Genomic DNA, 16,319 nt, shown 5'->3' with positions numbered 1-16,319 from the left:
CTAACACGATCTTAAAGATTGTTAGAAGAATGGATATATAAGAGGATGCCGGTTAATCGTACCTTCAAAATATTCCACAGCTATCATGAGCCAAAGACTTTACGGACTGCATTGAGATACTGCATTCCATGCTCTGTATCCGGCTCTATATAACTTCCTTCCACCCATTCATTCCAGGAATTTAATGTAACTATGCCCTCACTTTCGGGATGCTGATCTAACCAGGATTTAGTTTCCCGAAGAAACCGTTCCCATTTCTTTGGAGTATTATTGAGTGCCATTCCCATTGAATAATTTCTGGGTGAGCCATCCCACCCCATAGACACATGAGGGAAATACACAACGCCCAAACCCTTCAGTCTTTCATCAAATACCTTCATGGCTCTTTCTCCGTAATCGCTATAATCAACAGCAACAATTCCCGCATCAAGCGCATTTTTAAGAATTTCTTTTTCCGAATAATGTGTACCCTTCCCTTCAGGTTTTTTATCAATGTTAGTTTCCCGTTCTGCCGCCAAATCAGTTGTAAAACCAAAAGCCGGGCTTTTAGGGTTTTCCTTATTCTCTTCACTGTTTTTTACGAGCATAGGCCATAAGTGATGAACCCATGTGTACATTGTTGCGCTGTCCGCTTTTATTTCAGAAAGCAGATCATGAATAATTTTTAACTTATCTCCGGCACTTTCCGCATGAATTAGTTTTGGAATTTCGTTTGTTAATGTAGCTCCGCTATCAACAACATTCAGGTGCAAATCCGGGAAACCTGCTGCCTGCACTCTTGAACGAAAATCCTGCAAAGCATCCCGGGTTCCTGCAATACCACCCAGTCCCCGGATCAATTTATCAAGCCGGTAAATTGAAAAATAAGGACATCCTTTAATGAGCCAGTAATTAGGTTGTTTAAAATATGATTCAATTGCATCCTGTGTATGACGCCTGAAAGCCTGTGAGCCCACTTCTCCTTTACGCCATATCGGAGCATTGTTAAAGCTAACTCCCGTAGCAAAAGGATGGCAATCTATATAATCATGATTGGCCCACATCAATGAAAATTTTATCCTGTTGCGATTGGGGGCTTTTAAAAAGCCATCCTGTAAGGCCTTTTCTATCATCATTCCACCATTAATATTGTCGTCGTACCTGTACCAATCAAAAATAATTGAATCAATGCCCGCATCGGCCATTGCATTTATGCTGCGGGCCATTTCACGAGGGTCAGATTCATCTCTGTAACCCCATAGCGGTATTTTCGGTTGATAATGTCCTTCAAATTTAGGCGTTGCATGCTTTACAATTTCCCATTCTGTCCACCCCGTACCTTTTTTTGACTGGTGGTAAGCATCCTTATGGAAATTCGGCCAGTAATAAATTGCCACCGTATATTTTCGTTCATTACCGTTTGAAAAAAAATTCTGAAATGTCTCAGCAACAGGTTGTGGTACTAAAGCAATCCCGGAAGCCAATACACCGGCATTTCCTATAAAGCCCCGTCTTGTTAACTTAGTGATTTTCTTTTCCATATTTTATTTTTAGTTTGATCCTTTAGTATTGCAGCAATACCTGCACGGTCACTGATCTTATTGACCGCATCAGGCGCTTCTGTTATCTTATTTAATGAAAGAGCAGCTTCAGCATAATTTAAAATGCTGAACTTTCAATGAGCTCCTCATTATTAACACAAGGACCTTTCAGAAAACCTATTCCATAGCTGAATGATAACTTTTGTCCTTCCTGTAAAGTTTGCAATGGGGTGCACATCTCCATTCCAAGCTCCTTACGGCCGGGATGCCAAAAAAGGAAAAACCTCCGGAATGTATCCCGATCAAAATTCTGGCTGATACCATAATGCTTTGAATGATCATAGAAAGCAAAAGATGTACATGCTGTGTCGGTCCGTAAAAGGCGCTGGAATATGATTTCCCTGTCGAATTGCCAATCCAGGTTCCCCTGGTTCCAATCCGGGCTTTTGGTATAAACCGACACAAGTTTGGGATCTTCTGATCCTGATATGCGAAACAGGCAGGGGCGCTCACGAACCTCCCAACCGGATTTTTGTTGCCCGGCAGTATATTCGGTGGTGATGCGTATTTCATCTTTATCACCAGGCAACGATATTATCCTTTGCCAAACACTCCCATCTTTAAATTCCCTGGTTACAAAAACGCGGTTTTGGTGATAGCGCCATGTATTTTTTGTTTCCTTTGCGCTGGTTATGCCGGCTTCCTCCGCTTTAGGCTTATTGACCAGGCTATTCCCCGAAGGCTTATGTAACACTTGCGCAATGCGTCCTTTTTGTTCCGGGAAAACAAGAACGCTCCAGATCTTATTTTCAAGAAGAATTGCAGGCAATCCTTTCTTAACGGCTTCTATTTCATTTATATAATCAATCGTCAGCTTATTTTCTGCAACCCTGTTCATTGAAAACTTTTTGGTCAGCGATTTATATTGATCAAAAACCTGTTCGCTGACAAAAGGATCATCGTAGGTATAGCGTTCATTCTTATAAATCAGCGGGGCTGTAACCAACAGTGAGCGTAAAGCAGGTATCATCGACTTTTCCACCCTGTTACGGATGGTAATATCAGATGATGATTTTAATGCCTCCTGAAAGAAAGCATGAATTTTTTGGGAAACCTCAAAATCAAGCCCAACTTCCGAAGCTTTGGGGAAGCAATTGGGGTGTACCTCACGCTCCATGGCATTCCGGTGCAGGTAATGCAGATATTCTAAAATTGACGATGCAGCAGGACCATAATGCAAACGACAAAATTCCTCCACCAATTCCCAGCTTTCTTTTTCGGGATTCCACAGACATTGAGCCATTACATAATTCCGGAGATCGCTCATTTCAGCAGACAGTCCATTCCCTGCCGCCTGCATAAAAACTCCCTGGACACCATTTTCCTGAAAAAGACGGACATTCTTTCCGATCGTATTAAAATTAGGGAAGGGAAGATCATAGGCCGTAAAGTTGGTGTTGTAATTCCAGATGAGGATATTTTTACAAATATTTTTCCATCTATCCAAATCTTCACAAAATAATTTGTTACGGCTGCAGAGTGGATCATCAAGAGGGTGGAAAGTACAACATTCAATGCTGCACAGCATGATCTGAACATTCGGCAGGAGTGTCATGTATTTGGGAGGTTTCCGGCTGTACCAATACACCAATGTGCCAATTTTTACTCCCGGATGGGAAACAGCGATACTTTCAGCCACTGCATTTACCAAAGCTAAATGTGGCGCTCCCTCACTTTCCTCCTTTGCGCCTAATGCGCTGCAGAACGGGCATTCACAAATTGCATTATTATCCATTTGGCTTACGCTGATATTCGTGAGTGAAGGATCTGCATCAAGAACCTTACTAACGCCTTCCGTTATAATCCTGATGACCTCAGAATTGGTTGAGCATACCTGCGGCCCGCCGCCACCAACATCCAGCTTACGCACTCCATCCACCAGGGCAAAATATTCAGGATGTGTTTTACCATAAACAGAAACCGGCAAATAATCTAAGATCGAATGGGTGATCAGCCCCTGGCTGGTTTTGCCTCCAAGACGTTCCTCGCTGGAAATGGTATTGGCCCGGAGACGGACAGCAAATGCAGGATCATCAAAATTTTCCTGGTAATAGGGCCATCTGAAAAAAAATGAAGGTTCATAATTAAAATCAACGAAGGGGACCGGAACCTCGGAAGCGTCCGAAGGGATGTGCGTATGATCTTTTGTTAAAAACCGCACACCAATATACCGCTCAAAAAATTCATATACACCATACAGTGTGCCCCTGGGATGTGCACCTCCGATCAATAATAAGCCTTTACTCACTTTTATACGGAAGCCTTCCTCTCCCTTTGCCGGTATTTCAAAGTCAGAGAAGGGAGATTGCCGTACTGCGCTCTCACCTATATAAACTGCTTTTTTAACCCCCGGAACGGCGCCTGCTTTTAACTGAGCGCCGGTAATACTTTTAAATATCCTTTGGAACTCAGCGGCAGCATACTTTTCACACGGGCCCGCATCTCTATCTACCATAATATCCCAGCTTTTCATTTCCTTTAAGTGAGTACTATCTGATCTGTCACGAACAAGACCTGAGGGGGTAATTGATAACAGATCATGGAAAGGCAAAGTGCTTAAAGCAACAGTACTTTTTGATGAAAGTTGTATAAATTTTCTTCGTTCCATATTATAAAATAGTTGTCTCTGCTTATTTAAATCCGTAAAAGGTGTATGACACCGGGCTATCTATACTCTAACCAGGCAGTAGCAACTGCATCACTGTCAGATATGAAGCGGATCCATCTTGCCTGGAATTGATCAGGAAACCGGTGAAGCCTCTTCTCTTCCGGCTTAACCACAAAGTCTTTATATTTTATCCACCTTCCATCGCCCGTAGGGTCAACTTCCACGGTAATGGATATGGGCTGTTTTGAAGTATGGGATAATTGTAATGTTCTCTTATCGTAAAATCCTATTAAAAAAGGATCAGAAGGTACATTTTTTTTTACCTCAGCATTCACCCACGGCCCCCCTTTTCCGGTGGGTTTTCCCAGCTTCCACAGGTCGTCTATCACACCTGCCCAAACGGCAACCTTTTTATCTTTTGAGACAATAATATGCGCATTCCCGTTTGCCCGTTCGGGTAACACCCCGCTCAGGATCAGCATTCCGCGGTAAGAAGCATAGTCGTTTATTTTAAAATGATGCGTAGCAACAGGACGTATTTTAGCAAAGCCGTCGGCATTTTCGGCCGGCAGCTCATAGAACGTACCCATGCAGCTGAAAAGATCCCGCTCGGTAACCACTTCCCGGCATATGCGTAAAGACCCTGTGTTTGTCAATTCTCTGAACTTATCATCTCCAACAGGAAGCCTCCAACGCCTTTTAAGATCATCGGTTATCAAAACAGCACCCTTTTCAATAGTTATCACATCAGAAGGGATAGCCATTTTTTCCCTGATGAATGTTGCCGATTCGGGGTCATCCTTCACTGTAATATTCATCAGACTATCCATTTCATAGTACCCTGTTTCGGTAGTATGATCTTTGGCAGATTTGTTTGCCAGTATACCCAGGGCTCTCCGGTTATTCCCTAAACTGTATAGCAGCGCTCCTGCAGAAGAGCTGCTTTTTATGGTAGCAAGGCCCGTAAACATGGTATCCGGCCTGGTTTTACGCATGTCTTTGCCCGCATAAGTAAAAGAAAGAGTGGCTTTTGTATTCCTGTCGGAAGTGGCGCGTATCCATTCCCCTTTTTCTTTTCCGGTAAAAGGAATAAATGCTGATGAATATGGTGAAAGGGGTATATGCTTAACCGATGTCCATTGGTTATTTCCTGATTTATCCACTTCAAAATTTATGACCACCGGATATTTTCCTTCATTCCTGATCCATGCGCTCCTTTTGTCCCAGCCGGCAAAAAGGAATGGTTCAGACGGAATACCAGCCTGCACGGGTTCTTCGAGCCACACCGATCCGCTTGCATGGTCGGGACCTAACAGATCTGGCTGGTTTACAGAAGTGAACCACAGGTTAGCATTAGATTGGCCCGGCCCTGCAATTCCTCCTTTTTCCTTCCGGCGATTTAAAAATTCGCTTTTCGCGGCATCATCACAGCCAAAGACCAAACGGTCATTCCACCGGGTAAAATCACCTATTACTTTCAGATACGCCGACCTGGGTCGGATACCGGCGGGATTTTTTGACGAGAACGAAACTGGAAAACGCCAAAACATACCGTGCATCGTCATCAGATAGTCGGGGCGTCCGGGGGTTCCCACATCGCGGATCCGTGGCCATTCCGTATTCCAGCCATGCGCTCCGTCATAGCTATAGCTTGCTTTCGGCAATCTGTAAAACGACCACTTCCCCTGGTGGCGAACGCCAACCAGAACCGAACGATGATCCCAGCCGGTAACCCAGATAGGGTCTGTTGCCGGATTTTTATTACCATGTATCCCTCCCGGCCCGGTAACTTCCACAAACTGGTTACGGCGGATCACTTTCCAGTCTTTTCCATCCCATTCTGCCAATACGCCTGATTCAATATCAAAATGTTTCAACGCTTCTGCAGACGCTTCCCCGTTATTGGAATAAACCAAAACACCCTGGCCCGAATACAGTCCTTTTCCATGGGCGCCCGGAAGAAGATCGTTGGGCTGGTTGTGCTGAGCGCCACTTTGCTTTTTTCTTACATTGCCGTCCTCGTATAGTGTTTTGGTTTTCAGGGTAGCCACGTCCACCTCATAAAACCCCTCTTCCATAGTAGCAATATATACCTTGTTCAAAGGATCCGTTAAATGCCGGGCCGTTCCTGTATACCTGCCGGGCGCTTCTTTATTTGAGATCACCCGCACGTTGCACTCGCCGTCAATAGCATAAGGGCCAATAAAAAGCTGGTTGGATTCATCATGAATGAGCCGGTTAGCAGGTGTGCCACCGATACTTTCCTTACGAACAACCTGTTGCAGATCAGGTGTTATTTCGTATAACTTATCAGATGAACCAAAGGGCTTGTGAGGTCCGTATGTAATTACCCAAAGCCGTCCTGCCCACGGAACTACAGCACCGGTTCCACATTCGCCTTCTTCATTGTAGTAGGCCAAATGAGGATAGATACCGCTTATTTGAAAATGCCCTGGCGCAGATTGTCCGGAGGCAGGGTTAATTACCCAGGACGATATGACGATGAAGAGCAGGCCTCCTTTTAAAAAATTCACATAATTCATTTCTATGATTATTGCGGTATTATTCTACAACAACTTCCATTTTGATGGTAACAGGTTCATCAAAAATACTATTCGAAGAAAGTGTGGTTACATATCTTCCTTTGGTCTTGTAAATATGATAAATCTCTTTGTTAACAGGCACTGCCGCTGTTCCATCACCAAAATCAATTAAAACAGGACCTTTGGTGTTTACCAGCCGGTTCCAAAATAAAACACTCGTACCGGGTTTTATATTCCGTACAGGATCATAAACCGCCCAGCCATAGGCTAATTTCTTGTTTTTAACAGTGTCGAAAACGCGTACCTGTAAAAAATCACGGTCTTCTGCCCCCGAAGCAGTCTTCACCGTTAGTTCTTCTGTATATAGTCCCGGACGGTCATAATGCACAGTTATTGTCGAAGAATCTCTTATCTCACCGGTATGTAATTTCCAGCTATAGGATTTTATTTGCTCTCCTTCCCTGGCTATAGAGCGTGTAGCATCGAGCACCAATTCATTTCCCGCAACGGTATATTGATATCCTCCTGCAACCGCGATTATTTTGTCTGGATATGACTTTAAATAGGCTTCCATTAAATAAGGATATGAAGCCAGTTGCGTTCCATTGTATTGTAATTCCGTATGGCAATGAGCATCATTAACCTGGGATTTCCGCCCATCCCAGGTCATTCCCGTTTTACCCAGCACTGTTCCGGACTTTATAAAACTTCCTGCTTTGCAATGATCCAGGATGGTTTCAATATCCATATGCGCCACTCTGAAAACAACGCCGCTTTCATTTTGGATGCAAACAGCATTCGATTTACCGTCGCCGGATGGTAATGGCGAAGCAATAATCTTCCCGTCAAAAGGAGATACAACGTCCAATCTGCCGGGTATAGCTCCATAGTCTTCGCCGCGGTGATAATACCTGACATTATAAGGCACTAAAGCGCTCCAGGTATTTTGATACACGCCTGCTTTCCAGTGATAATTTTTAATTGGAAAGATCATAGCTGGTCCCCACGATTCACCGTCTGCGCATACAGATAGCCGCACCTCTTTTTGTATATTATCCAAAACCTGAATGTCAGCACCAAGAGTCCAGTCTTTTACGGACTCTATATATAGCCGCAGTCCATTAAATGCTACCGGCATCTGGTAAGGGCGATGCAATAACAAGATCCGTTTACCTGAAACCTCTACTTCCACTTCCGCTTTTGAATATATCTCCCGGGGTTCCTTTTTAAACAAAGGGTACGGTTCAAAATATGACTTTACGGATATAAGCTTTATATTCCGGGTTAATGCTTTGCCTTTGTATTTCAATCGCACCACATGTTGTTCGCCGGTATTTAACTCAAATACCTGGGGGTAGCCACGCACATACATGATAGTATGGGCACTATCATGTTGAGCCAAAGTCTCTACCGGAAAGCCAGCAGCAATTACAATAATTACGATCACCCGGTGCATGTTTGATAAAGTCATAAATCTAAAAAGATACCCTCTCGGGATTCAATTTGGTTTGCGTATTCATGAACACTGGCATTAATCAGTCTTTTCCCAGGTATATAAAGTCATATCTCTACATACGCTTCATAAATATCCTTTCCGGCTTCGATTTTAATCCGGGGCAAAAAGGTATGAGCTTTACACCCGCCTGACCTGCTGCATCCAGTGCTTTTTCTACTGCTTCCACGCCGGAGTAATTTGAATAATTGATATTGATACCGGACGCCCTAAGTTCCTTAAAACGTTCCAAAGTAGTTTCCCCCTCCGGCACGCCCACCCACGCTAAAACAGGTATTCCCCCGTTCGCTTTCAGTTTTTCCTGAGCGAAAATGCCTGATCCCGGCATTACAATTACCAGCAATATTAACAGATACCTGTAAACCCTGTTCACTGACTTAAGTTTAGATAAAATCCTGCTGAAAATTCTATCGATTTATTGGAATAAACACCCTGTTCCATCAGATAGCTTCAAAAATACCCTCTTTGATACCCTAACGCTAATACAAAAGCTGCAATAACTAATGCCATCTTATCCCTGGCTAAATATTATTGATCATATTAAAACAAAATTGATGAAGTTGGTATTGATGATAATATATGTTTGAAAACCAGCATTGATAATACATCTTGAATATTCTTTTGTCGTGATCAACCCCCGAAATTGCCGTATTGACCCCCGCATTTGTTGCCCGCCCGGCAGTAGGTTTGTATTAATGATAGAAGTATTCAAAACCAATGTACACAACCGGCATGATGCCGCTATGCTGATCGAACAGATACACCGGTCTTTTTTAGATTACCAGGCCAATTTCGACCTGGAAGATTGTGACCGGATCCTTCGTGTGAAATGCATAAGCGGAGTGATAAAATCTGCTTTGCTCATAGATTTTTTAAAGGATCTTGGATTTGAAGCTGAAGTATTGCCCGACAATATTCCCGTTACCGGCCGGTATCCATTAAAGCAGGAAATCACGGTCTTTCTCCCTACCGGCTTACCCGGTATTCTGTTGAAAAATGTGATAAGCAGAATCTTCATTGCTTCACAAATTCAACCCGGCGGTTTTTTGCTTTATTTTCGGGCGAACTGTTTTCGGTAACAGAGCGGGAAGAGCCATAACCTTTGGCAGTTAACCGGCCTGCATCTATGCCCATACGCACCATTTGTGCTTTTACAGCGTCTGCACGTTCCTGTGAGAGCGCATTGTTCCGTTCCACTGTTCCATCGCTGTCGGTATGTCCGCCAATTTCAAATTTCAGGTCTGCATGCGTTTTCATCATCTTCACAAATTCATTGATCGTTCCCATAGAGCCGGGTTTCAGGATTGCTTTATTTACGTCAAACAGGATCCCGTAAGCAATGAATTTTCCCTCTGTAATAACTTTATTATATGAGTCGGCGCCACCTGCAGCTATCCGGAAATTCCTGAACAATACAGGATTTTCATCATTGTTCACTTCAATCTCCACCATATTTGCGCTGCCGGGAGATACCTGGTTGAGCACAGCAAGCCGGTGCTGGTCTATATACAGTTTGCCAATATTTTTATTGATATAAATAGCAATATGCCGCCAGTTGTTCTGAGCCCTGTTAACGGCAACTGATGGAAAAGTCTGGTGATGGGTTCCTGCGGCAGCGCCGCTTTCCCTGTACGCCTCAAAGCCGTAATTGGGGTTCTCGCCTGAAATGCCATTAAGCCTTACCAGTACAGGAGCTACCGCATCCCCGCTGCCGGCTCTCTGGCTCCCGCGGAAATAGATCCTGATTTCCGATACATCTGTACTGGTGCCTATACCACCGTTTGACAGCAAGTCGAACTCCACGGTAAACTGTTCGGGCAGGTAGGCATTCTCTTTCATATAAGGCATCATATAGGGTGCTCCCCCGGCAGGAGCCACCAATACCTTCTTCCCTTTATAGGTCTGTATTTCTGCATTACCGGAGTTGAGCAGCATACGCCCGGGTATCTCCGAGTCGGTTTCACCGGACATATCATAAGAATAAATGATCCTGTCGCCCGGCACAAAGTCGTAATTGGAATAGGACGTTAAAGATCCCGTATCGGATGCCGCATATACAGCAACAGTTGGGAGCACAGTGTTATTTTCATTGCCGGCTGTCTTGCTATTCTTCTCATCTTTCTTCTTCATTCCCTCGGCGGCTTCATCTATAGCTTTTTCCGTGGCTTCAGCAGACTTGTTTAACACCTTATTTTCTGCTGTTTCAGCTACGCTCTTTTTGATCTTGTTCAAAAGCTGCGCTTCGGCATTCCGGGTCATGAACAGCACAAAAGCGACCAGGAACAACAGGCAGGATTGTTTTTTCATTTGATCCAGGGTTTAAATAAAGATTCAGTTGATCTGTAGTTCACCCCGAAAGATAAACAGGAATAAAACGCTTTGATTGGAAAAAAGTCTCAATTTTATTTACCTGCGGGCTTCCCTGAGAACATTTTTACGATGTTGAGATTGCGGTTAAAAAAGTAGCCCGGAGTTTCGCCAACGATCTCCTTAAAATCATTGATAAAATGGGATTGATCAAAATAGTTGCCGTCAAAAATCAACTCCTGATAATCTATGGCATTTTCATCCCTTATTTTTGTCCACAGGTAATCCAGCCGCACTACGCGCGCCAGGGTTTTAGGGCTTACACCTGTGCGTTTAATGAATTTCCGCAGCAAGGTACTTTTGCTCGCAAAACATTCCTGCATAATTTCTTTCAGGGGATACGCAATGCTTTTTTCGAGTATTTTATCGTAAAGGATATCTATAGCATCCGGGCAATACGGTGTTTGCTGTACTGAATTTATAAACCCGGAAAAGTAAGCCGCACGCTCACTCGTGGTATTGAGATTTGCCATTGCTTCCCAAACCGGGAAAAAGATATGTTGGGGCAGCGTTATGCTTCGTTTTGAAACGGGGGACATATCCAATTCAAATAATTGTGAGAAAACAGTTGCTTTGCAGGTTATGGCCAACGTGTCCATATTGCCCCGGAATTGCAATGTGATTGCGCCGGGAACAATAGGTGCTACAAAAAAAGGCTCTAATTTCAGGGAAGTTTCTCCGGGGATCAAAGCACAGTCTTTAAAATGAAAAATTATGGAGATATCGGGACGGGGAATAAATTTATCTGCCAGAGACGAGCCTGTGAACCGGTATGCTTCAAATTTCCGGATCAGCCATTCATTGTTTCTATCATTATCAAAAAGCTCAACATACAACATTACTTTCCTGTACTTTGCGGTTAAAGGTTGCGGTATAGGAACTGCAAAAAATGCACACTGGTAAACCTGGTATTCAGCAGGCATTTTGTCAATGTTACAACTTTCCCCCTACAATTGCAGGTGTTCGCCCACCTTTCTTTCATATTATTTCCGCCCCCGGGTAAATTCATCAGCAGGCTCATGAGCCGCTTTATTAAAGACCGCACAACCGGTTAGAAGCTGATGCCCAGGCTCACATAGGAACTTATTTTCCGCAACTGGTCGCTGTACATGGCACTGATCTCAAGCGGGCCCAACGCAAAATTATAACCAAAAGTAAGCGCATACCCCGAAAAGAAACTGGGATTGTCGAAAAACACGCTGCTGTTAACAAAGTTGGTAAACAATACATTGGCCCGGGCGGTAGCGTAGGTGTTAGACAAAAATTCATATCTCACGCCGCCCATAAAGGCAGCTACGGTAGGCGCATAGGTTGTGGCTTCAGGCAATCCTGCAAACATGATCTGGTTCTCATACAGGGGGATCATCCCTCCTATGGAAAACTCATTCATTACATTATTGGTATAGTTAAAATTAATTCCTGATTGCATGGAAGCCAGCATGGTAGTTCTGTGCGTAATATGATAATAAGATTCTATGTTCAACGAAGTGCGCCAGTAAGGATGTGTGGCGATGGTGTATTGATCAGTGGAACCGGGCGATCCATCTTTAAGAATAGAAACATGCTCGTGTTGTTTCAGCACTCTTCCCATTTCAGCGTCTATCTTCACTCCTCTTGTGGGAAAGACCGGCTTATCCAACACGTTATATTTTAAAAAAGCAAAGGCAGTGGGAAAGCTGCTGCGGCCATTCAATTCAAGCGGTGCGGATATGACAGGTGAATAATTAACGAACTCCATACGAAAGCCAAGCCCGGTTAACAATTTCCTGTTGGATGAAAAACCTGCTTTAGCGTTGAACACCGAATATTGTCTTTTATACAACCCGGTTTCTTTATAGGCATTGCTGGCCTGAAACAAATTGTAGGTATTGATATCAAACCTGTCGTACTGGGCGCCCAGCGAAAAAGAAAAGTTTTTATGCCTTCCTATATATTGCAGGTGCTCGGCCCTTGCCCGGATATTATCCCCGATATTGAGCGTAACAAGGCTCCTCGAATTGGTAGTGAGAAAGTTACGGCTCGTAAAATTAACGATAGCGCTGATGCCGCTGAACTTATCATAGTGCAGGCCCAGCTTTGCAAATGTGAGCGGGTTCTCTGCAACGTCAAAAACAATTTTATAGCTGCCATCGGGTTGTTCGTGCAACGAATACAATATGCGGTTATAATATCTTGTGCCAAACGCATGCCGTATCATCTCAGAGATGTCTTTTGCTGTATACCACTCATTCATGAACAGGTTGAGGGTATTGATAAAAAATTCAATGCTTGTATTTTTCAAACCACTTAGTTCAAAGGATGATATCTTAACCTTCTTCGTTTCAGGCAACCGGTTCACCTTAGGTGGAACGGGGCCATATAATGCATCTAAGGAATCGGCAAGCCGCTTCAACTGCGGATACAATTCACGCCCTTTTTTAATGCCCGCTTCCAGAATATCTTCAGCCTGCCCGAAGCTGCCCATATTGTATTTTTCCAGCGGGTAGGTTACATAAATATCACAAAGCGGAACTTCTGTACGATGGTCTTCCGCCTCTCTGAAAAAAGCCACCTGTAAAAGCACCTGTATAACGCTGCGCACTTTATTGGATGCCAGCAGCCCTGTAGATACATTGCTGCCTACTACAATATCGGCGCCCATTCTTTTCACATCCTGCACAGGAAAATTCCTTACTATGCCCCCGTCTATGAGGAACCGGTCGTTCACTTTAACCGAGGTAAAAAAAGACGGTATCGCCATGCTTGACCGGATGGACGAAACAATTTCCCCGTTTTCCATAACCACAGCCTCTCCTGTTCCGACATCGGTAGCAATGCATTTAAACGGAATGCTGAACTGCGAAAAGTCCTTGATATGACTTACAGGGAAAAACAATTCTGAAAATTTCAGCCACAGTTCCTGGCCTTCCAGTATGCCGGTAGGTAATGTAAAACGATGATTTACCCAGGGCAACTCCACCACATATTTTGAATATTCATCTTTTTCTTCCATAAACACACTCCGGAGCGACGACTGGTTGCTTAACAGGAGCTCCCAATCAATAGTTCCTGCTATTTTTTCAATGGTATCGGCAGAATAACCAACAGCATACAAACCGCCAATAACTCCACCCATGCTTGTACCGGTAATGTAATCAATGTTGAGTCCTGCCGAATCAATGGCTTTCAGTATGCCTATATGTGCCAGCCCCTTTGCTCCGCCGCCACTTAAGGTTAAGCCTATTTTAGGGCGCCCCGGCGGTTGCTGGGCACGCGCGGGGTGTGTAAAAAAGAAAAAAAGCATGCACGCTATAAGAAGAAATCTCATGGCTTTTATAAACTGTTTTTCACACAGACAATAAATGTTCCACTTTCGTTGCTACACTGTGATAAATGTAATAACCGGCTCCCCGAATATGAGCTGTGATACAATCAGCCGTATCCTTTTCAAACGTACATGAAATTTTTCATTCATAAAACCTGCCCGTTCCGGCAGGCGGGTACAAAGGATGAATGAAAAATTTTATGGGAGTTCCCCGTCCGTACCGGCATGCCGGCCCAACGAAGCCATTCTGGCGGGGGCGGGCTCCCGGCTAAAAAACAATAATAAATATTCAAGAGGAATATACCAACATAAAAACACACAGAAAATGTAATGCAGGCTTCCATGCTGCCCGCCCTTGTTTTGCTACATTTGCACAAATTAAGCTGCATTGAAGCATTTAAAAGCCGTTAACAAATATTTTAGAAAGTACAAGTGGCGTTTCTTGCTTGGCATCATCTTCGTAATTGTTTCCAACTATTTTGGCATACTGGCGCCACAGGTCACCGGCTATGTAATAGACAAGGTACAAATAAAAATAAGCCAACTCACCATTGACGAGCAGGCATATACAAAGGACTATTCGAAAGAATATGATCCTCTTGTTAAAGCTTTTATAAACCAGGCCGAAGAAAGGATTCAGCTGCACGATTTTACCTGGCTGGTAATGGTGTGCGGCATCACTTTATTAGCGCTGGCTTTGTTACGGGGTATTTTTATGTTCTTTATGCGGCAAACGATCATTGTAATGAGCCGGCTGATCGAGTTTGATCAGAAAAACGAAGTATACCTTCATTACCAGCAACTGGATACCGCCTTTTATAAAAACCACAGTACCGGTGATTTAATGAGCCGTATGGCGGAAGATGTAAGCCGCGTTAGAATGTATACCGGCCCTGCCATGATGTATTTTATTAACCTGGTAGCGCTTATCGGACTCAGTCTCTTTTACATGTTCCGGAAAAACTGGGAGCTCACTATTTATGTGCTTGCTCCGCTTCCCATTCTTGCCATAACCATATATATCGTTAACACCATCATCCATAAAAGAAGCGAGCATATCCAGTCGCAACTCAGCACGCTTACAACCAATGCACAGGAATCGTATTCGGGCATACGGGTGATCAAATCATTTGTGCAGGAAACCACGATGGAACATTTTTTTGAAAAGAACAGCGAGGCCTATAAAAAAAGCGCTGTTAACCTCGCCAGGATCGAAGCCATTTACTTTCCTTCCATAAGCTTGCTGATCGGCCTAAGCACCCTGCTTACCATTATGATCGGGGGCCTGTATCATATACAAAATCCGAACGACATCACCATCGGAACCATTGCCGAATTTGTAGTGTATATCAATATGCTCACCTTCCCGGTAAGCTCCATAGGCTGGGTTGCCAGTATGATACAAAGAGCATCTGCTTCTCAAAAAAGGTTAAATGAATTTTTGGATACGGTTCCTGATATACGAAATGTGACGACGCCGGTTCCGGTTCATCTGCAGGGGCATATCCGGTTTGAGCATGTAGACTTCACTTACCCGCATACCGGCATCAGGGCGCTGAAAGGCTTTTCGCTGGATATTCCCAAAGGCAGTAAGATAGCGGTTATCGGAAAAACAGGCAGCGGTAAATCTACGATAGCACAACTGCTGCTGCGGATGTATGATCCAACCCATGGCAGGATACTGATGGATGGAACTGATATCCGGCAAATGGATATGCGTCGGCTGAGAGCTCAGATCAGCTATGTGCCCCAGGATATATTTTTGTTCAGCGACAGCATAGCGGGGAATATCCGTTTCGGGCTGGATGAAGCATCGGAAGATATGATCCGTAAAGCCGCCCGCCAGGCAAGCGTGGAGAAAGAGATCGGCCGGTTCCCCGAAGGCTTTAAAACACTGGTGGGTGAACGCGGTGTAACCCTCAGCGGCGGACAAAAGCAAAGGATCTCTATAGCCCGTGCTATGATCAAAGATCCCGAGATCGCGGTATTTGACGATTGCCTGAGCGCAGTAGACTCAAGAACCGAAAACGAGATCATCGGGAATTTATACGAATTTTTAAAAGAAAAGACGGCTATAATCATTACGCACCGCATTTTCAGTCTTTTTGCATTTGACAGCATAATAGTAATGGATGAAGGGAAAATAGTGGAGCGGGGAACGCACGATGAACTGCTGATGCTGAACGGGTATTACACCGAAATGTACCGCCAGCAACAGGAGCAGGAATTAAATGAAGAATAAAAAGCTGCAAATCAGCACTATAAGAGTTTAGGTTAAAATTTTGTCAATTCAAAAACAATTTTATCTTTGTCACTCTTAAAAACAGGACAAGTTAAACCTTTAAAAAATTATTACTGTGGCGTACGACAACAATGACAAAAGGATGGAGAGTGTGTACAGCAA

At 43.9% G+C, this 16,319-nt stretch carries 11 protein-coding genes; 2 read left to right on the top strand and 9 right to left on the bottom strand.

Translation table 11 applies throughout. The features are described 5' to 3' along the window. Positions 1-83: 83 nt before the first annotated feature. From PLH26_RS04705 to PLH26_RS04685, 6 genes are all read right to left on the bottom strand, one after another. A complete protein-coding gene (locus tag PLH26_RS04705; protein WP_324584837.1) occupies positions 84-1,520 on the bottom strand; it encodes a glycoside hydrolase family 99-like domain-containing protein in 1,437 nt (478 codons plus the stop codon). Then, complete coding sequence (locus PLH26_RS21720) at positions 1,496-1,606, bottom strand: hypothetical protein (RefSeq protein ID WP_502876365.1); 111 nt, start codon at positions 1,604-1,606, stop codon at positions 1,496-1,498. The genes PLH26_RS04705 and PLH26_RS21720 overlap by 25 nt, the downstream gene beginning before the upstream one ends. Positions 1,607-1,638: 32 nt before the next feature. Continuing rightward, on the bottom strand, positions 1,639-4,188 hold the full coding sequence (locus PLH26_RS04700; protein WP_324584836.1) for a glycoside hydrolase family 20 protein: 2,550 nt from the start codon (positions 4,186-4,188) through the stop codon (positions 1,639-1,641). Positions 4,189-4,244: 56 nt separating this feature from the next. Further along, on the bottom strand, positions 4,245-6,731 hold the full coding sequence (locus PLH26_RS04695; protein WP_324584835.1) for a hypothetical protein: 2,487 nt from the start codon (positions 6,729-6,731) through the stop codon (positions 4,245-4,247). A 19-nt stretch (positions 6,732-6,750) separates the two neighbouring features. After that, positions 6,751-8,202 carry a PKD domain-containing protein gene (locus PLH26_RS04690; protein WP_324584834.1) on the bottom strand — a complete coding sequence of 484 codons (1,452 nt, stop codon included), beginning with the start codon at positions 8,200-8,202 and terminating at the stop codon, positions 6,751-6,753. A gap of 97 nt (positions 8,203-8,299) precedes the next feature. After that, positions 8,300-8,617 carry a hypothetical protein gene (locus tag PLH26_RS04685; protein ID WP_324584833.1) on the bottom strand — a complete coding sequence of 106 codons (318 nt, stop codon included), beginning with the start codon at positions 8,615-8,617 and terminating at the stop codon, positions 8,300-8,302. A 253-nt stretch (positions 8,618-8,870) separates the two neighbouring features. Here PLH26_RS04685 and PLH26_RS04680 point away from each other — a divergent pair, with 253 nt between their 5' ends. Next, complete coding sequence (locus tag PLH26_RS04680) at positions 8,871-9,323, top strand: hypothetical protein (protein ID WP_324584832.1); 453 nt, start codon at positions 8,871-8,873, stop codon at positions 9,321-9,323. Here the strand turns inward: PLH26_RS04680 and PLH26_RS04675 are convergent. The 3 genes from PLH26_RS04675 to PLH26_RS04665 form a co-directional block, all read right to left on the bottom strand. After that, a complete protein-coding gene (locus PLH26_RS04675) occupies positions 9,259-10,551 on the bottom strand; it encodes an OmpA family protein (protein WP_324584831.1) in 1,293 nt (430 codons plus the stop codon). The two genes, PLH26_RS04680 and PLH26_RS04675, sit on opposite strands and share 65 nt — an antisense overlap. Before the next feature lie 95 nt (positions 10,552-10,646). Then, a complete protein-coding gene (locus PLH26_RS04670; RefSeq protein ID WP_324584830.1) occupies positions 10,647-11,534 on the bottom strand; it encodes an AraC family transcriptional regulator in 888 nt (295 codons plus the stop codon). 128 nt (positions 11,535-11,662) lie between these two features. Beyond that, positions 11,663-13,918 (bottom strand): patatin-like phospholipase family protein, encoded by a 2,256-nt coding sequence (locus PLH26_RS04665; RefSeq protein WP_324584829.1) that lies wholly within the window; start codon positions 13,916-13,918, stop codon positions 11,663-11,665. A 385-nt stretch (positions 13,919-14,303) separates the two neighbouring features. Here PLH26_RS04665 and PLH26_RS04660 point away from each other — a divergent pair, with 385 nt between their 5' ends. After that, a complete protein-coding gene (locus tag PLH26_RS04660) occupies positions 14,304-16,157 on the top strand; it encodes an ABC transporter ATP-binding protein (RefSeq protein ID WP_324584828.1) in 1,854 nt (617 codons plus the stop codon). Positions 16,158-16,319: the final 162 nt, after the last annotated feature.

Origin of the sequence: Agriterribacter sp., assembly GCF_035444585.1 — a bacterium.
Taxonomy (GTDB): Bacteria; Bacteroidota; Bacteroidia; order Chitinophagales; family Chitinophagaceae; genus Agriterribacter.
Note: the sequence above shows the minus strand (reverse complement) of the source record. Positions and strands in the feature narration are given on the sequence as shown.